At 77.0% G+C, this 23664-nt stretch carries 23 protein-coding genes and 1 pseudogene; 11 read left to right on the forward strand and 13 right to left on the reverse strand.

The features are described from left to right. Positions 1 to 4 precede the first annotated feature (4 nt). Positions 5 to 433, forward strand: a complete 429-nt coding sequence (locus tag ACIGW2_RS14360) for a hypothetical protein (RefSeq protein ID WP_391655034.1) — start codon at positions 5 to 7, stop codon at positions 431 to 433. 25 nt (positions 434 to 458) lie between these two features. On the opposite strand, the gene ACIGW2_RS14365 is transcribed toward ACIGW2_RS14360, so the two are convergent. Continuing rightward, complete coding sequence (locus ACIGW2_RS14365; protein ID WP_399843731.1) at positions 459 to 2249, reverse strand: glycoside hydrolase family 15 protein; 1791 nt, start codon at positions 2247 to 2249, stop codon at positions 459 to 461. Positions 2250 to 2496: 247 nt separating this feature from the next. Here ACIGW2_RS14365 and ACIGW2_RS14370 point away from each other — a divergent pair, with 247 nt between their 5' ends. Genes ACIGW2_RS14370 through ACIGW2_RS14400 form a run of 7 tightly spaced genes read left to right on the forward strand, consistent with a single transcriptional unit; the run spans position 2497 to position 6924 of the window. Then, positions 2497 to 2961 carry a hypothetical protein gene (locus ACIGW2_RS14370; RefSeq protein WP_391655032.1) on the forward strand — a complete coding sequence of 155 codons (465 nt, stop codon included), beginning with the start codon at positions 2497 to 2499 and terminating at the stop codon, positions 2959 to 2961. Beyond that, positions 2958 to 3275 (forward strand): monovalent cation/H+ antiporter complex subunit F, encoded by a 318-nt coding sequence (locus ACIGW2_RS14375; RefSeq protein ID WP_399843732.1) that lies wholly within the window; start codon positions 2958 to 2960, stop codon positions 3273 to 3275. Before ACIGW2_RS14370 ends, ACIGW2_RS14375 begins: the two co-directional genes overlap by 4 nt. A 1-nt stretch (position 3276) precedes the next feature. Next, a complete protein-coding gene (locus ACIGW2_RS14380; RefSeq protein WP_361582499.1) occupies positions 3277 to 3585 on the forward strand; it encodes a monovalent cation/H(+) antiporter subunit G in 309 nt (102 codons plus the stop codon). Further along, positions 3582 to 3917 (forward strand): Na(+)/H(+) antiporter subunit B, encoded by a 336-nt coding sequence (locus ACIGW2_RS14385; protein WP_399843734.1) that lies wholly within the window; start codon positions 3582 to 3584, stop codon positions 3915 to 3917. The genes ACIGW2_RS14380 and ACIGW2_RS14385 overlap by 4 nt, the downstream gene beginning before the upstream one ends. Further along, positions 3914 to 4642, forward strand: a complete 729-nt coding sequence (locus ACIGW2_RS14390) for an MnhB domain-containing protein (protein WP_399843736.1) — start codon at positions 3914 to 3916, stop codon at positions 4640 to 4642. The genes ACIGW2_RS14385 and ACIGW2_RS14390 overlap by 4 nt, the downstream gene beginning before the upstream one ends. Continuing rightward, positions 4639 to 5046, forward strand: coding sequence for an NADH-quinone oxidoreductase subunit K (locus ACIGW2_RS14395; protein WP_399843738.1), 408 nt, complete (start codon positions 4639 to 4641; stop codon positions 5044 to 5046). Before ACIGW2_RS14390 ends, ACIGW2_RS14395 begins: the two co-directional genes overlap by 4 nt. 15 nt (positions 5047 to 5061) lie before the next feature. Continuing rightward, positions 5062 to 6924: a complex I subunit 5 family protein gene (locus ACIGW2_RS14400; RefSeq protein ID WP_391655027.1), complete on the forward strand. Its 1863-nt coding sequence runs from the start codon at positions 5062 to 5064 to the stop codon at positions 6922 to 6924. A gap of 41 nt (positions 6925 to 6965) precedes the next feature. Here the strand turns inward: ACIGW2_RS14400 and ACIGW2_RS14405 are convergent, their stop codons facing one another. From ACIGW2_RS14405 to ACIGW2_RS14430, 6 genes are all read right to left on the reverse strand, one after another. Next, positions 6966 to 8111 carry an enolase C-terminal domain-like protein gene (locus tag ACIGW2_RS14405; protein ID WP_399843740.1) on the reverse strand — a complete coding sequence of 382 codons (1146 nt, stop codon included), beginning with the start codon at positions 8109 to 8111 and terminating at the stop codon, positions 6966 to 6968. Beyond that, positions 8108 to 10552: a GMC family oxidoreductase gene (locus tag ACIGW2_RS14410; RefSeq protein WP_399843742.1), complete on the reverse strand. Its 2445-nt coding sequence runs from the start codon at positions 10550 to 10552 to the stop codon at positions 8108 to 8110. Before ACIGW2_RS14410 ends, ACIGW2_RS14405 begins: the two co-directional genes overlap by 4 nt. Beyond that, complete coding sequence (locus tag ACIGW2_RS14415; RefSeq protein ID WP_391655024.1) at positions 10549 to 11004, reverse strand: hypothetical protein; 456 nt, start codon at positions 11002 to 11004, stop codon at positions 10549 to 10551. The genes ACIGW2_RS14410 and ACIGW2_RS14415 overlap by 4 nt, the downstream gene beginning before the upstream one ends. 5 nt (positions 11005 to 11009) lie before the next feature. After that, positions 11010 to 12812 carry a thiamine pyrophosphate-requiring protein gene (locus ACIGW2_RS14420; RefSeq protein ID WP_399843744.1) on the reverse strand — a complete coding sequence of 601 codons (1803 nt, stop codon included), beginning with the start codon at positions 12810 to 12812 and terminating at the stop codon, positions 11010 to 11012. Further along, positions 12809 to 13855, reverse strand: coding sequence for a TIGR03557 family F420-dependent LLM class oxidoreductase (locus ACIGW2_RS14425; protein ID WP_399843745.1), 1047 nt, complete (start codon positions 13853 to 13855; stop codon positions 12809 to 12811). The genes ACIGW2_RS14420 and ACIGW2_RS14425 overlap by 4 nt, the downstream gene beginning before the upstream one ends. Positions 13856 to 14005: 150 nt before the next feature. Continuing rightward, positions 14006 to 14701, reverse strand: a complete 696-nt coding sequence (locus ACIGW2_RS14430) for a 2-phosphosulfolactate phosphatase (RefSeq protein ID WP_399843746.1) — start codon at positions 14699 to 14701, stop codon at positions 14006 to 14008. Between the two features lie 83 nt (positions 14702 to 14784). Between ACIGW2_RS14430 and ACIGW2_RS14435 the strand changes: the two genes are divergently transcribed. Next, a complete protein-coding gene (locus tag ACIGW2_RS14435; RefSeq protein ID WP_356075815.1) occupies positions 14785 to 15219 on the forward strand; it encodes a VOC family protein in 435 nt (144 codons plus the stop codon). 54 nt (positions 15220 to 15273) lie between these two features. Here ACIGW2_RS14435 and ACIGW2_RS14440 read toward each other — a convergent pair whose 3' ends face one another. From ACIGW2_RS14440 to ACIGW2_RS14460, 5 genes and pseudogenes are all read right to left on the reverse strand, one after another. Then, positions 15274 to 16527, reverse strand: coding sequence for a VWA-like domain-containing protein (locus ACIGW2_RS14440; RefSeq protein WP_399843748.1), 1254 nt, complete (start codon positions 16525 to 16527; stop codon positions 15274 to 15276). A gap of 14 nt (positions 16528 to 16541) precedes the next feature. Further along, on the reverse strand, positions 16542 to 17756 hold the full coding sequence (locus tag ACIGW2_RS14445) for an AAA family ATPase (protein ID WP_399843750.1): 1215 nt from the start codon (positions 17754 to 17756) through the stop codon (positions 16542 to 16544). Next, a complete protein-coding gene (locus ACIGW2_RS14450) occupies positions 17753 to 19759 on the reverse strand; it encodes an ankyrin repeat domain-containing protein (RefSeq protein ID WP_399843751.1) in 2007 nt (668 codons plus the stop codon). The genes ACIGW2_RS14445 and ACIGW2_RS14450 overlap by 4 nt, the downstream gene beginning before the upstream one ends. After that, positions 19756 to 20934: a gala protein gene (locus ACIGW2_RS14455; RefSeq protein WP_399843753.1), complete on the reverse strand. Its 1179-nt coding sequence runs from the start codon at positions 20932 to 20934 to the stop codon at positions 19756 to 19758. The genes ACIGW2_RS14450 and ACIGW2_RS14455 overlap by 4 nt, the downstream gene beginning before the upstream one ends. A 94-nt stretch (positions 20935 to 21028) precedes the next feature. Then, positions 21029 to 21101 (reverse strand): annotated as a pseudogene (locus ACIGW2_RS14460). Between the two features lie 234 nt (positions 21102 to 21335). Here ACIGW2_RS14460 and ACIGW2_RS14465 point away from each other — a divergent pair. Next, positions 21336 to 22082, forward strand: coding sequence for a phosphotransferase family protein (locus ACIGW2_RS14465; RefSeq protein WP_399843755.1), 747 nt, complete (start codon positions 21336 to 21338; stop codon positions 22080 to 22082). Between the two features lie 36 nt (positions 22083 to 22118). Here the strand turns inward: ACIGW2_RS14465 and ACIGW2_RS14470 are convergent, their stop codons facing one another. Continuing rightward, positions 22119 to 22709, reverse strand: a complete 591-nt coding sequence (locus ACIGW2_RS14470) for a CGNR zinc finger domain-containing protein (RefSeq protein ID WP_399844126.1) — start codon at positions 22707 to 22709, stop codon at positions 22119 to 22121. A gap of 185 nt (positions 22710 to 22894) precedes the next feature. Between ACIGW2_RS14470 and ACIGW2_RS14475 the strand changes: the two genes are divergently transcribed. Continuing rightward, entirely contained in the window at positions 22895 to 23638 is a 744-nt protein-coding gene (locus ACIGW2_RS14475) for a metallophosphoesterase (RefSeq protein ID WP_399843757.1), read from the forward strand. The last annotated feature ends 26 nt before the right edge of the window (positions 23639 to 23664 follow it).

Consider the following 23664-nt stretch of genomic DNA (forward strand, 5'->3'; position numbering starts at 1 on the left):
CGCGGTGAACACTTTCGAACTGGTGGACCTGTCCTTGCACACGGAGGAGCTGGGGCGGTTCCGGGTGCCGCTGCGGGAGGGGACGGCCTCGGCCCCGGTCACGCTGCCGGAGGGCACGGTGATCAACGTCGGCCTCACCTTCCGGCTGGGCCGGGAGATCGACGGGCTGACCCTGGAGGAGACCCGGGTCAGGGACGGGACGGTGGTGTCGACGGCGCGGACGGTGCTCGGCGGCTTCCGGACCGGCGGCCCGTACGAGGTGCGGCTGCCCGCGGAGCGGCTGCCGGTGGGCCGGGCGCACTGCGGCGAGTACGAGGTGACCAGCCGTTTCACCGACGGCACGGGGCGCGAACTGGTGACCCTGCGGCACCGGTTGCGGCTGGTGCACCAGCCGGCGCCCGACCCCGGCCGGGACCCGGCCCCGGCGTCCTGAGCGGGACGGTACCGGCGGAGCCGGGTCACTCCTCGCCGTCGGGGCCGGCGTCCCGCGGCAGCCGCACCGCGTTCTCCAGGAGCAGGGCGTGCACGAAGGCCTGCGGCAGGTTGCCGCGCAGCCGGCGCTGGAAGACGTCGTACTCCTCGGCGAAGAGGCCGGCCGGTCCGGCGGCCGAGCGGGTCCGTTCGAACCAGCGCGCCGCGGCGACGGGACGGCCCTCGACCCGGCAGGCGGCCGCCATGAGGAACCCGCAGAGCAGGAAGGCGCCTTCGAGGTCGCCGAGGGTGCGGCCGGGGCGCCGGAAGCGGTGGACGAAGCCGTCGGCGGTCAGTTCGCGCTCGACGGCGCGCCGGGTGGCTCCGAGCATCGGGGCGCCGTCCGGCCGCGGCCAGGACGCCGAGGCCAGGGGCCGCAGCAGGGCGGCGTCGGGGCGGGCGTCGTCGGCGGCGCGCTGCCAGCGCCCGGAGGGGTGGACGCAGCGCCGCCGGGTCTCGTCGAGGATCGTGTCGGCGAGCCGGCGCCAGTCGTCGGCGGCGGGGACCTCGATGTCCTCGGCGGCGGCCCGCAGTCCGCAGACGGCGGCCAGCCGGGAGTGGGTCCACCAGGCGGGGGTCAGCTCCCACAGTCCGGCGTCGGGGCGCCGCCAGTGGGCGGCGAGGGCGTCGGCGGCGGTCCCGGCCGCCCGTACCCCGTCGCCGTCGAGGCGGTCCTGGCGGGCGGCCGCGGCGAGGAGTTCGAGGACCTCGCCGAAGGTGTCCAGCTGGAACTGGCGGCCGGCCCGGTTGCCGACGCGGTCGGCGGCGCCGGGGTAGGCGCGCAGCGGCAGGCTGCGCTCGTCGGGGACGGGCCCGCCGTCGGTGCGGTAGGCGGGCCGCAGTGCCGGGCCGTCGGCGAGGACGCGTTCGGTGGCCACCCGGACGGCGGCGTCGGTGAGCGGGTGGGGGCCGTGCGCGGCGACGGCGAGGCCCGCGTAGCACTGGTCGCGGAGCCAGGCGTAGCGGTAGTCGTAGTCGCGCGCGCCGCCGGCGTGCTCGGGCAGGGAGGTGGTGGCGGCCGCGACCATGGCGCCGGTGCGCGGGCTGGTGAGTCCGGTGAGCACCGCGTAGGCGGTGCGGGCGTCGCGGGCCGCGGGCAGTGCCGTGCAGTCGGGGACGGCGCGGTCCCAGTGCCGCAGGGTGCGGCGCCAGGCCCGGGCGGCGGAGGGCGGGGCGCCGAGCGGGCGGTCGGAGAGCTCCAGGACCAGGTCGTGCGACTCCCCCTCGGGCAGCGCGAGCCGGGCGCGGAGTTCGCCGTCGGCGGTGACCTCGGCGGTGGTGACGCCGGTGAGCCGCATCCGCAGTCCGCCGTGGGCGGCCTCCCAGACGTCGGGGCCGGTGCGGCGCGGGCGGAGCGGCGGGCCGCTTCCGTAGTCGCCGCGGACCCGCAGCCGCACGACCGCGCGGGCGGGCCCGGACGCGGCGCGCACGCGACGCAGCACGACCGCGCGGTGCGGGTCGGCGGGCACGGCGAGGGCGTCCCGGCACTCGACGACGCCGGGGGCGAGGGTCCAGCGGGTGGTCCAGATCAGGGAACCGTCGCGGTAGCAACCGCCGGGCACGTGCCACGCGTCCTCGGGGGCCACCTGGAACGCGCCGGCGCCGCCGATGAGTTCGCAGAGCACGGCGGGCGCGTCCCAGCCGGGGACGCACAGCCACACGAGCGAGCCGTCGGGGCCGAGCAGCGCCCCGCGCTCGCCGTCGGCGAGCAGGGCGTACTCGCACAGCGGCCGCGGCCGGTGCGCGGGGCCGGCGGGCTCGGTCGGCTGCGGGTTCACGTCATCACCTCCGGGCCGGCCCTCGACGGAGCGGGTACCCGGGAAGGCGGCGGGTACGCCGCTACTCCGGACCGGTGACCCGGGCGGGCGCGGCGGCGCGGGGCGGACGCCGGGGGCGGCGTGCGCGGTAGACCTGTCGGCCGGGGCGAGCGGACACGACGGCCGGCGGCTCCCGGGCGGGGCGCGGGGCGCTCGCGGCGCCGGGAGGGCGCGGCGGGCCCGGTGGCGATGTGGACGGGGAGGCGCGATGGCACGGGCAGGGTCGGAGGTGCTGTCCTGGTGGGCCCTGCTGCTGGTGCTCCAGGTCCTGCTGATCGGCTCGGTGAGCCCCATCGAACTCGCGGTGGCGGCCGGCGGCGCGCTGGTGGCCGCGCTCGCGGCGCGCGCGGTGCGGGTGGCGGCCGGTACCCGGCTCGGCGGCACCGCCGGGTGGGCGCACGCCCTGCTGCTGTGGCCGGCGGCACTGGTCACCGACACCTGGCGGCTGGCCCGGGCGGTGGTCCGCACCCTGGGCGGGCACCGGGTGGTCGGGCGCTTCGTCACGATCCGCTGGCGGCCGGGCACGGGCGGTGCCTGGGCGGGCGGGCTGCTCTCGGCGACGCCCGGGGTGTACGTGGTGGACCAGGGGCCCGGGCGGTCGGCGCTCGCGCACACGCTGCCGGGCGGGGCCGGGGCCCTGGAGACGGCGCTGACCACCGGGGAGCGCACGTGACCGGGGTGCCCGCCGGGGAGTGGAACGGCTGGCTGATCGCCTTCGGGGTGCTCCTGGTGTGCGGTCTCGCGCCGGCGCTGCTCGCGGCCTGCCGGGGCACTCCCCCGGCCCGGCTGGCCGGTCTGAGCCTGAGCGGCACGCTGGTCACGGTGCTGCTGCTGATCGCCTCGCGGGGCTTCGGCCGTGCCGCGTACGGGGACCTCGCCCTGGTGCTCGCGGTGCTCGGCCCGGTCGGCGTGCTGGTCTTCGCCCGCTTCCTCGGCGGGGCGGCGGCCCCCGGACGGTCCCGGCCGGACGCGGCGGAGGAGGGCTGAGGTGGAGGTGCGCCCGGTGTGTGCCGCGGTGCTGCTGACGGCCGGGGTGGCCGTCCTGCTGCTCGCGGTCCTGGCGCTGCACGTGCTGCCCGGCCCGTACGCCCGGCTGCACGCGCTCGCCCCGGCCTCCTCGCTGGGGGCGCCGCTGGTCGTGCTCGCGGTCGCGGTGGCCGAGGGGCCGGGCCGGCGGGCGGTCGGGCTGCTCGTGGTGGCGGTGCTCCTGGTGGTCGGGGGCGCGTTGACGGCGCCGGCGCTCGGCCGGTGCACCGCGCAGCACGAGGGGCGGGTGGCGCGGAAGGACCCGCCGTGACGGGGGCCGTGCCCCCTCCGGCGGAGCTGTTCGCCGCGGTCGCCGTGGTGCTCGCGGCGGCGGTGGCGACGGCGGCGGCCCGGACCCGTGACCCGGTGCGGCAGGCGGTGGTGCTGAGCGCCCTCGGGCTGGTGCTCGCGGTGCTCTTCCTGCTGCTCCAGGCGCCCGACGTGGCGCTGAGCCAGCTGGCGGTGGGCTCCGCGATCACCCCGCTGCTGATCCTGCTGACGGTGCGGGCGATCCGGCGCCGTGCGGAGCGGGACGCGGCCTCCGGGCCGCACACCGGGACGGACGCGGGCCCGGACGGCACGGGGCGGGAGGGCGGGCGGTGAGCCGGCGGGCGCGGGCGTGGCTGTACCGGGTGGCGGCGGTGCTGTTCGGCGCCGGGTACGCGGTCGCCTGTCTGGAACTGCCGCCGCTGGGCTCCCCGTTCCATCCGTACGCCGAGCGGGCGGTTCCGGCGGCGCTGGCCCGGCGGACGGCGAACGCGGTCGCGTCGGTCAACTTCGACCAGCGCGCCTTCGACACCCTGGGCGAGGAGTTCGTGCTGTTCACGGCCGCTCTCGGCGCGGTCCTTCTGCTGCGCAGGACCCGGGACGAGCAGGTCGGCACGCCGCGCCCCGGCCGGGTGCTGCCCACCGTGCGGCTGGCCGGCACCGTGCTGCTGCCGGTGGCGCTCGTGACCGGCGTGTACGTGGTCGCCCACGGGCAGCTGACCCCGGGCGGCGGCTTCCAGGGCGGGGTGGTCCTGGCCACCGGGCTGCACCTCGCGTATCTCGCGGCGGACTACCGGGTGCTGCGGCGGGTGCGGCCGCGCGCCGCCCTGGAGGCCGCCGAGGCGGTGGCCGCGGGGGCGTTCGCGCTGCTCGGTGTGGCCGGTCTGCTGGGGACGGGCGCCTATCTGGAGAACGTGCTGCCGCTCGGGACGCTCGGCGAGCTCACCTCCGGCGGTCTCGTCCCGCTGCTCAACGCCGCCGTGGGCCTGGAGGTCGCCGCGGCCCTGGTGGTCGTGCTCGCCGGCTTCATCGACCAGGCCCTGGAGATCGAGTCCTCATGACCCCGCCGCCCGCCGCCGCCCTCGCCGCCCTGCCCGCGCCGCCGCTGCCGGACTCGCCGCTCGCCGTGCTGCCGTACCTGGCCGCCGGCTGGATGCTCCTGGTCGGCGTGCACGGCCTGGTCACCAGCCGGAACGCGGTGCACGCGGTGGGCTGTCTGACCGTCGTGCAGTCCGGCACGTACGTGCTGCTGCTCGCCGTGGGCTACCGGCGCGGCGGCACCGCCCCGTACGTCACGGACCTGCCGCCCGGCACCCCCGTGGTGGACCCGGTCGCCCAGGCGCTCACCCTGACCGACGTGGTGGTCGGCGCCGCCCTCACCGCCCTGCTGCTCGCGCTGGTGCTCCAGACCGCCAAGCGGCACGGGACCACCGACCCCGACGCCCTCACCGGGCTGCGGGGCTGACCGTCCGGGAGCCGCGTGACCGCCTCCGACCTGCTGCCGCTCGCCGTCGCCTGGCCGCTGGCCGGCGCCGTGCTGCTCGCCCTGCTCGGCCGCCGGCTGCCGCGGTCCGGCACCGACGCGCTCGCCACGGCGTGGGCGACCGGGCAGCTGGCCCTCGTCTGCGTGCTGGCCGCACGGACCGGCGGATCGGGCCGGACGGTCGGCTGGGTGGGCGGCTGGACCCCGGTGGAGGGCCGGAGCGTCGGCATCGTGCTGGTCGCCGACGGGCTGGGGCTCGGCCTCGCGGTGCTCGTGGCGCTGCTCGTGCTCGCCGCGCTCGGCTACGCCTGGCGGTATTTCGATGAGCCCGAGCGGGCCCGGGGGCACGGCGGGGGCTTCCCTGCGCTGCTGCTGCTCTTCGAGGCCGGGACCACCGGGTTCGCGCTGACCGGCGACCTGTTCAACGCCTTCGTCTTCTTCGAGCTGATGGGCGTCGCCGGCTATGCCCTGACCGGCTACCGGGTGGAGGAGCCGCGCCCCTTGCAGGGCGCGCTCGCCTTCGCCGTGACCGGTTCGCTGGCCGGCTATCTGGCCCTGGTCGGGGTCGGGTTGCTGTACGCGCGCACCGGTGAGCTGGCGTTCGCGCGGATCGGGCAGGAGCTCGCCGCGCGCCCGGCGGACGCCCTGGTCGCCACGGCGGCGGCGCTGCTGGTCTGCGCGATGCTCGTCAAGGCGGCGGCGGTCCCGTTCCACTTCTGGCTGCCGGACGCGCACGCGGAGGCACCGACCCCGGTCTGCGTGCTGCTGTCCGGGGTGATGGTCGAGCTGGGCCTGTACGGGCTCTTGCGGCTCCACCTGACGGTCTTCGCCGGGCCCGGCGGCGTCCCGGACACGGTCGTGCGGGCCACCCTGGTCGCGACGGGGGCGGTCACCGCCCTGACCGGTGCGCTGCTGTGCTGGCAGCAGCGGCACCTGAAGCGGCTGCTGGCCTTCTCCACGGTGGGGCACATGGGTCTGTTCCTGTGCGGCGCGGGGCTGCTCGACGCGGAGGCGACGGCCGGCACGGCGCTGTACGTGGCCGGGCACGCGGGGGCGAAGGGCGCGCTGTTCTGTCTGACCGGGGTGCTGCTCGACCGGCACTCCTCGGTCGACGAGCACGGCCTGTGGGGGCGGGCGCGGGACATGCCGCTGGTGGGCGTGCTGTTCGCGGTGGGCGGCTGCGCGCTGGCCGGGCTGCCGCCGTTCGGCACGGGGCTCGGCAAGTCGGTGGTGGAGCACGCGGCGCACGAGGAGCCATGGCTGCTCGCGCTGTTCGTGCTGGTGCCGGCGGTCACGGCGGGCGCGGTGCTGCGGGCCGCCGCCCGGGTGTTCGCCGGTGCGGGGTCCCGGCCGCGGGAGCGGCACTCGGGCAGCGAGACGACCGGTGCCGGGGAGGAGCCGGAGGTGCGGGGCCCGCGCCGGGAGGTGCCGCGGCCGATGCTCGTGGTGCCGGCGGCGCTGCTCGCGGTCGCCCTTGCGGTGGGCACGGTACCGGCGCTGTGGCGGTACGTGGCGGCGGCCGCCGCGCGGTTCCACGATCCGGCGGGCTACCTCGCGGCGGTGACGGGCGGCCCGGGCGGCACGGCGGCCGGGCCGCCGCCCGAGGTGGCGTGGACGGTGTCGGGCGGCGGCTACGGGCTCCTGTCGACGCTCGTGGCGGCCTGCTGCGCGGCCGGCGCGTTGTGGGGGCCGGTGCTGGGCGGCCGGTTCGCGCGCGCGGTGCGGGCCGGCACGGAGGCGGTGGACCGCACGCTGGTGCTCGCGGTGCGGCGGCAGCACTCGGGGCACGTGGGCGACTACGTGGCCTGGCTGCTGGCCGGACTGGCGGCGCTGACGGCCGTGTTCACGCTGTGGGGCTGACCGGACGGCCCGGGCCGGACCCGTACCGCATCGGAAGGGGCTCAGGCGGTGCGGTACGACGCGGCGGCCTGCTTCCGCAGGGCGAGGCCGAGACCGGGGGCGCCGGAGGCGGCGGGACGGACGGTGCCGCCCGCCGGGTCGAGCAGCCCCTCGCCCTCGAACAGCAGGGGTTCGAGCCGGGCGTGGTCCTCGAACCACTCGATGTGCCGCAGCGCCGGCGCGCTCGCCGCCGGGTGGGCGTGGACGTGCGGGGCGCAGTGCGCCGAGAGGCCGAGGCCGTGCGCGTCGGCGAGGGCGGCGGCCCGCAGCCAGCCGGTGATCCCGCCGCAGCGGGTGGCGTCGGCCTGGAGGCAGTCGACCGCGCCGGCGGTGAGCATGCGGGCGAAGTACGGCGGGTCGTAGCCGTACTCCCCGGCGGCGACGTCGCAGTCGAGCCGGTCGCGGACCAGCCGGAGCCCGGTGAGGTCGTCGGAGGAGACGGGCTCCTCGAACCAGACGACGTCGTGGGCGGCGAGCTCGCGGCCGATCCGGACCGCCTGCTTGCGGGTGTAGGCGCCGTTGGCGTCCACGTACAGCTCGGCGTCGGGGCCGATGACCTCGCGGGCGAGCCGTACCCGGGCGAGGTCCCGGCCCGTGGCGGTGCCCCGGTCCTGGCCGGTCTTGATCTTGACGCGGGGGATGTGGCAGCCGTGCACCCAGGAGTCGAGGCGGGCGGTGAGCCGGGCGTCGGAGTCGGTGACGAAGCCGCCGCTGCCGTAGAGCGGGACGTCGGTGCGCACGGTGCCGAGGAGGGTCACGAGCGGCAGGCCGAGCAGCCGGGCCTTGAGGTCCCACAGGGCGATGTCCACGGCGGACAGGGCGCAGGCGGCGATGCCGGGACGGCCGGCGTTGCGCAGGGCGCGGACCATGGCGCGGTGCAGGGCGGGGACGGCGAGGGCGTCGCCGCCGGAGACGACGGGGGCGAGCAGTTCGCGGACGACGGCGGCGGTGGCGGCGGGCGCGTAGGTCCACCCGGTGCCGGTGGCACGCTCGGCACGGACCTCGACGACGACCGCGGTGGTGGCGTCCCAGGCGAAGGTGCCGTCCGCCTCGGGCCGGTCGGTGGGCACGGTGTAGGCGGTGGCGTCGACGCCCGTGACCGGGGTGTCGGCGGGGACCCGGGCGGGGGTGGGGTCCGTGGCGGTCATCGGGGGCTCCGGGCGAGCGGGAGGCCGGCCCGCTGCCGGGCCGTCAGGAGGGCGGCGGCGCGGTCGGCGAGGGCCATGATGGTGAGGGCCGGGTTGGCGGCCCCCTGGGTGGGCAGGACGCTGCCGTCGGTGACGAGCAGGTTGGGTACGGCGAAGGTGCGCAGGTCCGGGCCGACGACTCCGTCCTCGGGGCGGGCCGCCATGCGGCAGCCGCCGACGAGGTGGGCGTAGCGGTTGACGGTGACGAGTTCGCGGGCGCCGGCGGCGGTGAGGATGTCGGACATGGTGCGGGTGGCGGCCGCGGTGACGAGCCGGTCGTTGGCGCAGCGGCCGTGGGTGAAGCGGGCGACGGGCAGTCCGTGGGCGTCGGTCTCGGTGTCGAGGGTGACGCGGTTGTCGGCCTGCGGCAGGTATTCGCAGAGCGCGCCGAGGGTGGCCCAGTACGGGTAGCCGCGCATCCGCTCGCGCAGGTCCGCGCCCCAGTGGCCGGCCTCGGCGAGGTGCCGGGCGAAGACCACGGGCAGCGGGGAGACGGTCTGCACGGAGAAGCCGCGCCGGTACGGGCGGGCCGGGTCGGTCTCGTAGAACTCCTCGGTGGTCACCTCGGGCGGTGGCGCCTTGTACATCCGGATCTCGTCCTCGAAGCGGCCCGCGACCTGGGGCGCGCCCTGCACCATCACGTACCGGCCGACCAGGTCGTGTTCGTTGCACAGGCCGGAGTTGAGGAGCAGCCGCGGGGTCTCGATCGCGTAGCAGGCGAGGGCGACGGCCCGGGCCCGCTGGAGGTGTTCGCGGCCGTCGCGCAGGTACCGCACGCCGGTGGCCCGGCCGTGTTCGGTGACGACCCGGACGGCCATGGCGTCGGCGCGGATCTCGGCGCCGTGCGCGAGGGCGTCGGGGACGTGGGTGACGAGGGGGCTGGCCTTGGCGCCGACGGTGCAGCCCTGGAGGCAGAAGCCGCGGTAGACGCAGTGCGGGCGGGCGCCGAAGCGTCCGTTGACGATGGCGACGGGGCCGACCCGGGCCTCGATGCCGAGGGCGGCGCAGCCTTCCAGCATGACCTGCCCGTTGCCGCCGACCGGGTGCGGGGCGTGCGGGTACGGGTGGGGTTCGCCCCAGGGCCAGTACTGGCCGGCGACGGGGAGTTCCCGCTCGATGCGGGCGTAGGGGCCGGCGAGTTCGGCGTAGTCGAGGGGCCAGTCGGCGCCGACCCCGTCGAGGGTGCGGGTGCGCAGGTCGGAGGGGTGCAGGCGGGGCGCGTAACCGGCGAAGTGGACCATGGAACCGCCCACGCCGCGGCCGGAGTTGTTGGCGCCGAGCGGCACCGGGTCCGGGCCGTCGATCACCCGGGGCTCGTTCCAGTGCAGCCCGCGGGAGCCCTCCTCGTCGCTGACCCAGTCGCGGCGCGGGTTCCAGAACGGTCCGGCCTCCAGGCACACCACCCGCCAGCCGGCCCGGGCGAGCCGCTGGGTGAGCACGGCGCCGCCGGCGCCGCAGCCGACGACGACCAGGTCCACCTCGTCGGTGTCGGCGAACCGGCGCATCCCGGGCAGCAGTTCGTGTGCGGCGGGCAGCCAGGCGGAGGCGTTGCGGGCGCGTACGGCGCCCTGCGGGCGCAGCGTCTCGTGCAGGGTCTCGGCGGCGGCCCGCCACAGCGGGCGGCGGTGGGCGGGGACGGGCGCGGTGGGGCTCGTGACCGGTCCGTGGGCGCCCCCGGGGCCGGGGGCGGCGCCGGGTTCAGGGCCGGCGGCCCGGTGTTCGCCGGTGGAGGGCGGGTGCGGGTCGGCGGGTGGCGGGGGTTCGTCGGCGTGCGGGGCGGGGGCCGGGTGCGGGTCCTCCCAGACCTCGCGCACCCCGCGCCCGAGGCGCACGTAGCCGCGCGGGTAGGCGGGCCCGCCGAAGCCGGTCTCGTCCCAGGCGGCCGGGTGGGAGTAGTAGGCGCCGCAGGCGTGCCGCAGCCACAGCTCCCACACGTGCGCCAGCGGCAGGCCGTGCCAGGGGCGGGAGCGGCCGGCGGGGAGCCCGGCCCGGTGGCCGAGGACCCGCAGCAGCCGGATCCGGTCGCCCACGGTCAACGCGGCGAAGCCGGTGCCGGCGTGGCGGAGCCGGGCCTCGGCGTCGAGGGCCGCGAGCGAGCGGCGCCAGGCGGTGCCGTCCTCGGGCAGGTCCGCGTGCCGCCAGCCCTCGCCGCCCCCGCCCTCCCCGGTCCGCTCGGCCTCGGCGAGGCGCCGGTCGAGCAGGCGCAGGAGGGGGATCCGGCCGGGGCCGTGGGCCTGGCCGGTGAGCAGGTCGAGCAGGGGTGCGGCGACGGCCCGTTCGGCCGGGGTGAGGAAGCGGCACGGCGGCGGTTCGAGCCGGGCCAGGACCGCCGCCCTGGTCGCCGGGTCCCAGGCGCGGGCCTGGCGCAGTATCCGGGGCCGTTCGGGCGGGCGGCCGGTCATCGCCCCCTCCGCGACGGCGCCCCGCCGGGCTCCCTGCGGGTCACCGCGGCGAGCAGGCCGAGCGCGCCGACGCCGCTGACCATGAGCGGGGCGAAGAGCGGCGGCCCGAGCTCCAGGTTGTAGCGGGCCATCCGCCAGCCGCCCGGCTTGGCGGCGATGCCGCGCACGTGCAGCCAGGCGCCCTGGAGGCCGTTGGCGACGAGCGCGACGGACACGGCGGGCAGCACGGTGCGGGCGGCCCGCCGGTCGGCCCAGCCGGCGACGCCCGCGGCGAGGCCGATCGGGCCGAGCCAGACCGGCCACCACATGACGCGGTTCCCGAAGGAGGCCCGGTCGTGCTCCAGGTAGATCTCGGCGCCGGTGACGGCCGAGCCGAGGCCGGTGGCCAGCGAAAGCACGCGCTGGAGGCGGCCCTCCCGGATCAGGGCGAGGCGTTCGGCGGGACCGCGCACGGCCCTCACCGCCCGCCGCCCGAGCGGCGCGGCAGCAGCTCCTGCGCCTTGGCCTTGAGGCCCTGCACCACCAGGTGGCGGCGGTCGCCGTCGCCGCGGGCCAGCGAGGACAGGGTGGCCTCGATCTGGTCCCAGGTGGAGTGCGGCGGGATGGGCGGCACGTCCGGGTCGGTCCGGAAGTCGAGCACGGTCGGCCCGTCCGCGCCGAGGGCCTGCCGCCAGGCGTCCTCGACGTCCTCGGGGGCGTCGACACGGATGCCCTCCATGCCGAGGGAGCGGGCGAAGGCGGCGTACGGCACGTCGGGCAGGGCCTGGGAGGCCTCGAAGGGCGCCGTGCCGGCCATCGCGCGCAGTTCCCAGCTGACCTGGTTGAGGTCCTGGTTGTTCCAGACGGCCACCACGAGCCGGGGGTCGGTCCACTCGCCCGCGTACTTGGCCGCGGTGATCAGCTCCGCCATCCCGTTCATCTGCATGGCGCCGTCGCCGACGAGGGCGATCGCGGGCCGGTCGGGGTGGGCGAACTTGGCACCGATCGCGTACGGCACCGCCGAGCCCATGGTGGCGAGGGTGCCGGACAGGGAGGCCCGCATCCCGCGGCGCAGCGTGAGGTGGCGGGCGTACCAGTTGGCGACCGAGCCGGAGTCGGCGCTGATCATGGCGTCGTCGGGGAGCATCCGGTCGAGCACGTGGGCGACGTACTCCGGGTTGACGGGGTCGGCGGACAGCGCGGCCCGGCGCTCCATCACGGTCCGCCAGCGGCGCACGCCCTCGGTCACCGTGTGCTGCCAGGAGCGGTCCTCCTTGCGGGTGAGCAGCGGCACCAGCCGGCGCAGGGTGGCGGCGGCGTCGCCGACCAGGTTGACCTCGTAGGGATAGCGCAGGCCCACCATGTGGGCGTCGATGTCGATCTGCACGCCGCGCGCCTGCCCGTACGCCGGCAGGAACTCGGAGTAGGGGAAGTTGGAGCCGACGGTGAGCAGGGTGTCGCAGTCGCGCATCAGCTCGTACGAGGGGCGGGTGCCGAGCAGGCCGATCGAGCCCGTCACCCAGGGCAGTTCGTCGCTGAGCGCGTCCTTGCCGAGGAGGGCCTTCGCGACGCCGGCGCCGAGCAGGTCGGCGATCTCCTCGACCTCCCGGGCGGCGCCGGCCGCTCCCTGCCCGACCAGCATCGCGACCCGCCGGCCGGCGTTCAGGACCTCGGCGGCGCGGGCCAGCGAGGCGTCGTCGGGCACGGGTGCCCAGCCGCTCACGTCGAGGCTGGAGGGCACCATCTTGTGGGCGTGTTCCGGTGCGCTGTACGGCAGGTCCTGGACGTCCGCGGGGATGATCACCTCGGTCGGGGCGCGCCGGGCGTAGGCGGTGCGCACGGCCCGGTCGAGCACGTTCGGGAGCTGTTCGGGGACGTTGACGGTCTCCAGGTAGGAGGCGGCGGCGTCCTTGAACAGGCTGTGCAGGTCGACCTCCTGCTGGTAGGAGCCGCCCATGGCGCTGCGGTCGGTCTGGCCGACGAGGGCGACGACGGGGACGTGGTCGAGCTTGGCGTCGTACAGGCCGTTGAGGAGGTGGATGGCGCCGGGCCCCGAGGTGGCGACGCAGACGCCGACGTGGCCGGAGAACTTGGCGTGGCCGACGGCCTCGAAGGCCGCCATCTCCTCGTGCCGGGCCTGGATGAACCGGGGGTCGTCGTCCGCGCGTGACCAGGCGGCGAGCAGACCGCTGATGCCGTCGCCGGGGTAGCCGAAGACATGGCTGACGCCCCAGGCGCGGAGCCGGTCGAGCAGGTGGTCGCCGACGGTGGCCTTGGTCATGACCGCTCGCCTCCGGTGGGCTGGTGGGTGGGCTGGGAGTGGGCGGGGGCGCCGCCGCCGCCGTCGTCGTCGAGCAGGGGCAGCACCTGGGTGCGGTAGAAGTCGAAGAAGCCGCGCTGCTCGGGCCCGATCTGCCCGATGTGGACCCGGTCGGCGCCGGCGTCCGCGTAGGCGCGCAGCCGGCGGACGTGCACCTCGGGGTCGGGCCCGCAGGGCACGGCGTCCGCCACCGTCTCCTCGGTGACCAGCTGGTTGGCCTGCTCGAAGTGGCGGGGCGTGGGCAGGATCTGGTTGAGCTCACCGGGCAGGTGCTCGTTGGCCCAGAGCCGGTGCGCCGTGGCGACGGCCTCGTCGCGGGAGCGGGACCAGCACACCTTGGTGGCGGCGAGGACCGGCCGGTCCGGCCGCTTCCCGTCGCCGTCGGTGTCGCCGTCGCCGTCGCGGAAGGTCCCGATCAGCTCGCGGTCCGGCAGGGTGGTGACGAAGCCGTCGCCGATCCGGGCGGCGAGGGCGGCGGCCTTGGGGCCGAAGGCCGAGATGTCGATGGGCGGCGGCGTCTCGGGCAGGGTGTAGAGCCGGGCGTTCTCGACGGTGTAGTGGCGGCCGCGGTGGGTGATCTGTTCGCCGGTGAACAGCGCGCGGATCACCTCGACGGCCTCCTCCAGCATGTCGAGCCGCACGTCGGCGGGCGGCCAGGTGTCGCCGAGGATGTGCTCGTTGAGCGCCTCGCCGCTGCCGAGTCCGAGCCGGAAGCGTCCGTCGAGCATGACCTGCGAGGTCGCGGCGGCCTGCGCCACCAGCGCCGGGTGCAGCCGCACGGTCGGGCAGGTCACGGCGGTCTCCACCGGCAGCCGGCAGACCTGCGAGAGCGCGCCGATCACCGACCAGACGAAGGGGCTGTGGCCCTGTGCGTCGTTCCACGGGTGGTAGTGATCGGAGATCGACAGGGACCGGAACCCCGCGTCCTCGGCCATGCGTGCCTGGTCCAGCAGCTCGTCGGGGCCGAATTCCTCACAGGAGAGGAAGTATCCGTACTCGGTCATGACACCTCCAGCGGCGCACGCGCGTCCACGGTCACGGGTGTTTCCCTCCGGCGGCTGCCCGGGTCGCCGGAGGGAAAACGTGCGGGAGGCGGATGCCGGGGGGGTGCCGGGGGTCGCCGCGGGTGGTCGTCCGTGGGGCCGGGCGGCCGGTCAGGACGCCGCCGGCTCCGAGGGCACGGCGTGCGGGCGGACGACCATCAGGGAGTCCTCCCGGGTCGCCACCATGGCGAAGGGGAAGCGGTCGAGTTCGAGGCAGAGGGCGACGTCGTCGGGGTGGGTGCCGGCGCGCAGGCCTGCGGTGAGTTCGGCGGCGGCCCGCGAGCCGGCGGCGCGGCGCAGGAAGGGGGCCGGGTCGGGGGCGGGGCCGCCGGTGCGGGCGGCGATGTACTGGGCGCAGGCGAGGTCCTCCTCGGCGCGGCCGTCCTCGCCGGTGACGACGTAGGTGACGCCGCCGGGCGCGCGGGAGCGCAGCAGCCGCGCGGTGGCCTCCGCGACCACGAAGCCGGCGCACAGCACCAGTTCCGCGTCCTTGACCGCGAGGGCGCCGACCGTGCCCGCCGTGGTCTTCTGGACGACGGTCCGTCCGGCGAGGTCGAGCGTGCGCAGCCGGCCCGGGGAGTTGACGGCGTCGAACCCGGGCGCGGGTGGGCCGTCCTTGAGGGCGATCCAGTCCGGGTGGCGGGACGTGAGCGCCAGGGCCTCGTCCAGGGACTCGGCGAGCACGATCCGTTCGGCCCCCCGGGCGAAGGCCCAGGCGGCCACCGTGCAGGCGCGCATGACGTCGACCACGACGGCCGTCGAGGGGGTTTCGGTCAGCTCGGCGATGCCGAGGAAGCGGGCGTCCATCCGGGCATGATCAGGCACGGCCCGGCCCGTCCGCACCCGAAAAAACGATCGAGCCCCGGCTGACCCGCTGCTACGGTGCGCGCATGGCAACACTCAGGAAGATCCAGGTCACCATCGACTGCGCGGAGCCGCGCCGGCTCGCCGCCTTCTGGTGCGAGGTCCTCGGCTACGTGCTGCCGGCCCCGCCGGAGGGCTTCGCCTCCTGGGAGGAGTTCGAGGCGTCGGGGCCGTCCGAGGACGAGACCCGGTACTTCGCCTGCTCCGACCCGACCGGCGCGGGTCCGCGGGTGCTGTTCCAGCGGGTGCCGGAGGGCAAGGTCGTCAAGAACCGGGTGCACCTCGACGTGCGCGCCGGCACCGGGCTGGTCGGCGACGAGCGCCTGGCCGTGCTCCAGGCGGAGCGCGAGCGTCTGGAGGCGCTGGGCGGGAAGTGCGTCGACGTCCTGTACGCGGACGGTGTGAACGAGTCCTGCATCGTGATGCAGGACCCCGAGGGCAACGAGTTCTGCCTCGACTGAGCCCCGGTCCGGCCCCGGTCCCGCCCCGGGTTCCGTTCCGGCGGGCCCGGGCGCTCAGGCCCGGGCGTCCGGGACGATCCGTACGGTCTCGGCCCAGGCGGGCGGCTCCGGCGCGTCCGGCCCGATGAGGGCGGCGATCAGCCGGCAGGTGACGGGCTCGGCGGGCCAGGGCGTGTAGCCGTCGGTGAGGACGACGACGATCTGCGGCGTCTCGGGGGCGTCGAGGGCCGCGCGGATGCCGACGGTCATGTCGGTGCCGCCGCCCCCGGCGAGTTCGACCTGGTCGACCGCGCTGACCCGGGCGACGGCCCGCACGTCGGCGTCGCAGGCCAGCACGGCGACCCGGTTTCCGCCGATGCCCACCTCCCGCAGCACGCCGGTGATCTCGGCGAGCGCCGCGGCCAGGTCGTCCTCGCCCATGGAGCCGGACGTGTCGACGACGACGGCCACCCGCGGCAGCGGACGGCGCAGGCTGGGCAGCACGACCCGGCCGCTGAGCGCGGGGGTGCGCCGCGAGGGACGCCGGTACGTGTAGTCGACGGCGCCGCCCGCCCACGCGACGGCCTCCCGGACCGCGCCGGTCAGCGCCTTGCGCCAGTCCACGACGGGTTCGAGGGTCCGCTCCGCCCAGCGGCGCCAGCCGCCCGGCACGGAGCCGCGGGCGCGCTGGTGGGCGCGGATCGCCTCGGCGGTCTGCCGGCGCAGCGCCTCCGCCTCGACCGGGCTGAGCCGGCCGGCGAGGGGACTGTCGGCGCCGAGGTCCCAGGGGGCCGGGACGCCGTGCGCACCGGAACCGCAGTCGAGCGCGAGCGCGGGGGTGGCGGGGACCCCGGGCACGTACTGCTCGAAGAGTCCGCCCGTGGGCAGCCCGAACAGCCGGGGTTCCATGCGCCCTTCGGGCAGCCGCAGCCCGTCGGCGAGCAGGTCGTCGTTGATCTCGCAGTCCTGGGCGATGTTGATCCGCAGCGGGTCGCGCTGGTCGGCAGCGGGCAGCCGCTCGGCCCGCCCGTGGTGGTCGCGCAGCAGGTGGGCGGCCTCGTGGATCCACACGCCGGCCAGTTCCTCGACGCCGGTGGAGTCGACGAAGGCGGGGGCGACGTAGCAGCGCCAGTGCCGGTCGACGGCCATCGTGCGCACCCGGTGGGTGGGCACGACGGTCAGGGCGTAGAGCGCGGAGGCGAGGTACGGGCGGGCCTCGGCGGCCGTGTAGCGCGCGGCGAGCAGCTTGGCCCGGTCGAGGGCCCGCCCGGGGTCGTCGACCGGGGTGTGCGAGGCGTCCGGGGCGTCCGGGGTGTGTGCGGCGGACATGGCGGCGGCGCCGGTCAGCGGGCGCCGGGCAGGGCGCCGGCCAGCTGGAGGAGTTCCAGGAAGGCGTCGATGCCGGGCGGGATCGGCCAGTCCGGCTCGCGCAGGACGGCGAGGTCGCGCGCGGCCCGGGCGGCGACGTCGGGGACGCCGGCGTCGACGGCCTTGGCGAGGACCTCCCAGCCGGCCTCCCAGCGCGGGCGGGTGGGTTCGCTCTGCACGGCGGCGACGACGGCGACCAGGAAGGCGAGTTGGCGGTCGCCGCGCTCGGGCAGGGCGAAGGCGGCCGGGTCGGCGAGCACCTTGTCGGGGTCGGGCAGGTCGAGGTTCTCCAGGTAGGAGAGCAGTTCGAGGCCGGCGGCCTCGCCCACGGCGCCGACGACGGCGGCCGCGGTGGCCTGCTGCCCGGCGCCCGAGGCGTAACCGGTGGCGAGCAGCCGCAGCGCCGCCTCCCAGGACCGCGGCGACGGCCAGGCGCGGCCGCGGCCCTCGGCCTCCTTGGGCAGCTGGTGGACGAGGCCGGGGCGGGCGGTGAGGAAGCCGGAGACGACACCGCGGGCGCGGGCGACGGCACCGGGGACCCGGCCGGGGTCGACCCGGGGCAGCGCGGTCTCGGGCCAGGTGCCGGCCATGCCGCGGGCGACGGTGCGCGGGTCGTGGGTCCAGTCGAGGTGGACGAAGCGGTTGGCGAGCGGCGGGCTGAGGTGCCAGCCGTCGGCGGCGCTGGAGGGCGGGTTGGCGGCGGCGACGATCCGCACCGGCTCGGGCAGGGTGAGGCTGCCGACGCGCCGTTCGAGCACGACCCGGAGCAGGGCGGCCTGCACGGCGGGCGGGGCCGAGGACAACTCGTCGAAGAACAGCAGGCCGTGGCCGGTGCGGGCGAGCCGGACGGCCCAGTCCGGCGGGGCCATCGGCACGCCGGTGCGGGCCGGGTCGTCGCCGACGATCGGCAGGCCGGCGAAGTCGGAGGGCTCGTGGACGCTGGCGACGACGGTCTCCAGGGCCACGCCGAGGGCGTCCGCGAGCTGCTGCATGCCGGCGGACTTGCCGATGCCGGGCTCGCCCCACAGCAGGACGGGCTGGTTCGCCGTCACGGCGAGGGCGAGGGCCTCCAGTTGCGGGTTGCCGGCGGCCTCGGTACGGGTGGCCCGCAGCCGGGCGTTGAGGCCGTCGGCGGCCGCGAGCGCGGCCGGGACGCCCTCGGCGCGGGGCGGGGTGGCGGCGGTGGTCATTCGGCGGTGTCCCCGTTCTGGTGCCGGTCGTCGTTCCGGGCCGCGTCCGGCTCGGGTCGCCGGTCTCGGGCGAGGTCCGGTCCGGGTCCCGGGTCGGGCTCCTGGTCCGCACCCGGGTCAGGTGCGGGTCCCGGATCCGGTTCCCGGTCCTCGTCCGCTTCCGGTTCGGCGTCCCAGCCCGGGTCCTCGTCCCACCCGCCGTGCCGGTTGCGGTCGTCCAGGTAGTTCTCGAACCACCGGGCGCCGAGCTCCGGATGCTCGGCCAGCAGCCGGCGGCGCAGGAACAGCAGGTCGGTGCGCTGGTAGCGGCGGATCACCTGGGCGAGGGAGAGCCCCATCTCGTCCACCACGTCGGTGCGGGCCCCGGCGGCCAGCAGGTCGCGCACCAGCGCGACCGGGCCCTGCTGCGCGACGGCGAGCTGAAGGGGCGTCATCCCCGTCTTGTCGCGCGCCTCCAGGTCGAGCCCGGCGGCGAGCAGCCGCGGCAGCAGCTCCCGGTGGTCCACGAGGTGCAGGAGGTGGAGCAGGCCGCGCCCGCGGGCGTCGCGCACGTGCGGGTCCCAGCCCGCGTCCAGGAGCGCGGTGACCGCGGCGGTGTCGCCGTGCTGGACGTACTCGAACAGGCGCCGGCGCTGCGCCCGCAGGGCCCGGGGCAGGCGTCCGGTGCCGGTCGTCCAGGCCAGCTGGGCGGCGAAGCAGCCGGCGACGGTGCCGCCGAAGGCCCGCAGCGCCTGTTCGCGCTGTTGTTCCTGCCGGGTGTGCGGGATGTCCAGGGCGCCGCTCCGTACGGCGGTCTCGTGCCAGTCGGCGCCGCAGCGGACCCGTACCGGTTCGGCGGCCGCGTGCGGGCCCTCCGGGCCGGTGGCGGGCGGGGCGTCCGGGAACAGGGCGGCGGAGACCAGCGGGTGCAGGCGCTCGGGTGTGATCCGTCCGGCGCGCAGCAGCGCGGCGTCGGGCAGCACCTGCCGGGCGTACCGCGGCAGTACGGGCAGGTCCTCGTCCTGCCGGCGCTCGATGCCCGCGACCCGGACGGCCGACGTGTCGGTGCCGGGGCCGCCGTCGGCGGGGGCGTCGAGGGTGACCCGGAGCAGGCCGGTCCAGTGCACGGGCACGCGGAACCGGCTGCCGCGGCCCGCGTTCGCGAGGAGCCGCAGCTCGGGGGCGAGCCGGGCGAGGTCCAGGGTGTCACTGGCGACGAGGTTGTGGACGTCCACGGCCCGCCGGGAGGCGTACCGGCTCCGGTCCGTGGACTCCGGGGGCGTGAGGTCGAGGTCGAGTCCGGCGGCGGCGTAGGCCTCGACGTGCGCGCCGCGGGAGCGCAGCACGGCGATCCACTCGGCGCGGGTGGCCGGGTCGGCGTCCGGTCCCGGGTCCGTGTCGGGCAGTTCGGCCGGGTCGAGCGGGGTGCCGTCCGGGTGCAGGAAGGGCAGTCGGCCGGTGGCGACGGGAGCGACACTGAGGCGCAGTTCGGCGGTGCGGCGGGCGTCCCAGAAACGCCGGGCGCAGGTCCAGTCCTCCGTGACGTACCAGACGCCGTGGAGCTTGTCGCGCGCTCCCGGGGGCACGGCGGGGCCGAGGTGGAGGCGCGGCCGCTGCGGTCCTTCCAGCATGGGCAGGGTGAGGACGGACAGGACGGGCCCGCCGGGGCCGTAGGAGGCGAGGACGATCCGGTGGCCGCCGGCGAGGGTGGTGTGGCCGCCGAGGGTGCGCGGCAGGTGCCAGCGCATCAGGTCGGGGGCGAAGTGCCGCAGGTCGTCGGCGAGTCGGGCGGCGGTCGCGGGGCCGTGGCGCTCGGCGACGCGCTCGGGGTCGAGCTCGTCCGGGACGTCGACGGCGGCCGCGGCGCAGGCGGCCCGCCAGTCCCCCGCGAGGCGGGCCTCGGTGGCGCGCTCGATCATCGAGGCGGGCACGGCGAAGCGGCGGATGCGGGCCCAGGCGGCGGCGTCGGCCCGCGAGAGGGTTCCGGGCAGCGGTCGGATCTGCGGGGAGGCGGACGGGGTCATCGGTAGAGGCTGCCGATCGCGCGCAGGTCGGGGTGGCTGGGGCGGGCCGGGCGGAGCCGCTCGGCGAAGGAGCGCTTCACGCGGCGGGGCAGGCCGGGGCCGAGGCCCACGTACTCGAGGCGGTGGCCGTCGTCGAGGGCGCCGAGGAGGGTCTTCGCGCCGCGGCCGGTGAGGCCGGTGTGGCGCAGTTCGAGGCGGCGCAGCGGGCTGCCGGGCAGGGCGGCGGCGAGCGCGTGGACGCCCTCGTCGCCGGTGGTGTTGCCGGGGGCGCCGAGGCTGCGCTCGGACAGGGTGCGGCCGAGGTCGAGGGTGTCGATGCCGGCGAGGGCGTCCGCGAGGGCGCGGGCCCCGGCCGGGCCGATGCCGTTGCCGCCGATGCCGAGCCGGACGGGGCGCGCGGCGTCGGTCGCGGCGGCGAGGACGGCGGTGCCCGCGTCGCCGAGGTGGTTGGCCGGCACGTACAGCTCGCGCACGCCGGCGTCGCGGACGAGCGCGGCGAGCAGCGGGGCGTCGGCCGCGGTCAGGCCGTTGCCGCCGAGGAAGAGGCGCTCCAGCGGGGCGGGGCGGTCCAGGAGGGCGTCGAGCAGGGCCCGTACGCCCTCGGCTCCGATGCCGGAGTTGACCAGGTCGAGGGTGCGCAGCGCGGTGTTGCGGCGCAGCAGCCCGGCGAGGGTGCGGGCACCGGCCGGGCCGACCGGGTTCCGCTTGAGCCACAGGGCGCGCACCGTGGTGTCCTCGGCGAGCGCTTCGGCGAGGGCGGCCACTCCGGTCGGGCCGATGCGGTTGCAGCCGAGGTAGAGGGTGTGCGCCCGGTGCCCGGCGCCGGTGTCACCGGTGGCGCCGACGGCGGTGCGGCGGGCTTCGGTGAGGGACTCGGCCAGGGGGCGGACGCCCTCGTCGCCGAGGGAGTTGGTGCCGAGGAGGAGATGGGCGGCGTGCGGGGAGGCGAGGGCCGCGGGCACCAGGCGGGCGGCGCCGCCGGGGCCGAGGCCCTGCTTGCACAGGTCGACGCGCCCGTCCGCGCGCAGGGTGCCGAGCGGGAAGGTCTCGTCGGCGGTGACCGCCCGGGCGTCGGCGAGGCGGTCGAGCAGCGGCGCGAGCCGCGCGGGGTCGGCCGGGGGCAGGTCGGGGTGCTCGATCGCCGGGCAGCGTACGGGCGTTGTCGGCTGGGCCATCACCACTCCACCGGTCTGGCGCCGGGGACCGGCGTTCCGCTTCGACCTTCAGCTCGTCGGCGCCGCCGTCCGCGGCGCCGACCTCGTACAGACGCAAGGCCGGTCGGATTCGAACCGACGTCCTCCAGCTCGATGCGTGGGCGCGACGACCTCTGCGCTACGGCCTTGCTGCGGTGATCATAGCGGGATTCGCATGCGAGTTCGATGGCGGGTGGGGTCCGGGGACGGGCGGAGTACGGGTACGGCGCGGCGCGGCGGCCGGGCGCAACCGCCCGTCCGGGAGGGCCCGTTCGGCACGCCGGGTTCGGCGCTCGGGGTACGGGGGTTCGGAGGCGGGTGTGTCCCCCTCGCACGCGAAAACCCGGCGACACCAGCCGGAAGCCCCGGGATACTCGTCGTCCATGGATGAGGTCACCGTCGTCGTCGCCCACTCCGAGCGCGCGACGCTGCGCGTCGGCGACGTCTTCCTGAAGGTGGACACCGATCCGGCGCGCCTCGACGTCGAGGTCCGGGCGATGTCCCTGGCACCGGTCCCGACGCCGGAAGTCCTGTGGCGCAAGCCGTCCGTGCTCGCGATCGGCGCGCTCCGGGGGACGACGCTCGGGCGCCTCGGCGGGCCGTCGGCCGGGACGCCGGCGGCGTGGGCCGCGGCGGGCGCCGTCCTGCGGGAGCTGCACGAGGCGCCGCCGCCTCCATGGCCGGGCCGGGCCGGGCGGAGCACCGCCGCGCTGGCGGCGGAACTCGACGCCGAGTGCGCGCTGCTCGTGACGAACGGCACCTTGCCCGCCGACCTGGTCACCCGGAGCCGCGAGATCGCCGGAGCGGCGCTCCGGCCCTGGACCCCGGCGTTCACCCACGGCGACCTGCAGGTCGCCCACGTCTTCGTCGAGGGCGAGAAGGTGACCGGCGTCATCGACTGGTCCGAGGCGGGCCGGGGTGACGCCCTGTACGACCTCGCCACCTTCACGCTCGGGCACGAGCAGCACCTCGACGACGTCATCGCCGGCTACGGCACCGGCGTCGACCGCGACGTGATCCGCGCCTGGTGGTCGCTGCGCAGCCTGCTGGCGGTTCGCTGGCTGGTCGAGCACGGCTTCGACCCGTTCGCGCCGGGCTGTGAGGTCGACGTGCTGCGCTCCCTCGTCTGAGGCCGGGCAGGGCCGCCCGCCCCCGGCGCCCGTGCGTCAGGCGTCGCGGGAGGTCTCCTGCGGGCCGTCGCCGGGGCCGCGCCGGCGGCGGTCGTAATGGCGGGCGACCCGGGCGCGGTTGCCGCAGGAGGGCTTGCACCACTCCTGCCGGCCGTGGGACTTGAGGAAGTAGCGCACGCAGCGGGGCGCCCCGCAGGCGCGGAGCCGGGTCCGGTCGGGGCCCGACAGGAAGTCGACGACGGCCCGGGCCAGCGCCGCGACCCGGCCGGTCGCGCCGTCCCCGGTGGAGGGGATCAGGCGGGCCGTGGGCTCGCCCTCGTCGGGCCAGTCGAGCCGCGGGACGACCGGCTCGGCCGCGGCGAGGCGGTTGAGCAGGGCGAGCGCCTCGCCGGCGGGCATGAGGCGGTGCGCGTCGGCCGGGCTCGGCGGGGCGGGGCTGACGGCCCGGGCGAACAGGGCCCGGGCGGCCCGGCGCAGGGCGATGACCTCGTCGTGCAGCCGCTCGTCCACGGCGACCGGTTCCCCCGCGCCGAGCGCGGTCAGCCAGGCGGCCGTCTGCTCCGCGGTGGCCAGGTCGTCGGCGACGCCGCCGTTGCCGTCGTGCCGGACGGTGCCGACCAACTCCATGGCCAGGCCGTGTTCCACGCCGCCACCCCACCCCTTGATCACGTTCGTCTCCCTGCCCTACTGTCGCTCACTAACGGCAAAGTGAAGTCTAATCATTAGTCCGTGAAACCTCACCACGAGTCCGTGCCGCCCGAAGGCCTTTCGGCAGGCACGAACCCCGCAGCACGAACGAAGGAGACACGTCGATGACGGTCCTGCTCGCCCAGATCAGCGATCTGCACCTCGACGGCAGCCCACGCTCGACGGAGCGGGCCGAGCGGGTCATGAACCATCTGCGCGGACTGCCGCGCCCGGTCGACGCGCTCCTGGTCACCGGGGACATCGCCGACCACGGCGCGGAGAGCGAGTACGAGGAGGCCGCCCGCCTGCTGTCCGCGCCGTTCCCCGTCCTGACCTGCCCCGGCAACCACGACGTGCGCGCGGCCTACCGCAAGGCCCTGCTCGGCGAGACCCCCTCCGACCTGCCGGTCAACCGGCTCCACCTGGTCGACGGGGCGGCGGTGCTGATGTGCGACGCGACCATCCCGGGCCGGGACGAGGGGCTCCTGGAGCAGCGGACCCTCGACTGGATCGACACCACCCTCGCCGGCCTGCCGCCGGCCACCCCGGCCCTGCTCGCCTTCCACCAGCCGCCGGTCGCGCTCCACCACCCGCTGCCCGACGCCGGCACGCTCCAGGAGACGGACGGGCTCGCGGCCCTCCTCGACGCCCACCCGCGGGTCGTCGCGGTGCTGACCGGGCACGCGCACACCGCCGCCGCGTCCACCTTCGCGGGCCGCCCGCTGATCGTCGGACCGGCCGTCACCTGGACCCTGCGGATGCCGTGGGAGGGCGACCGGCCCGCCGACCGCGAGCAGCCGCCGGCCCTCGCCTTCCACGTCCTGGACGAGGACGGGCGCCTCACCACGCACTTCCGCGCGGTCCTCTGACCGCGACCGAGCCGATGCGGTGCTCC

Origin of the sequence: Streptomyces sp. NPDC053541 (genome assembly GCF_044544705.1) — a bacterium.
In the GTDB taxonomy this organism is placed as follows: Bacteria; Actinomycetota; Actinomycetes; order Streptomycetales; family Streptomycetaceae; genus Streptomyces.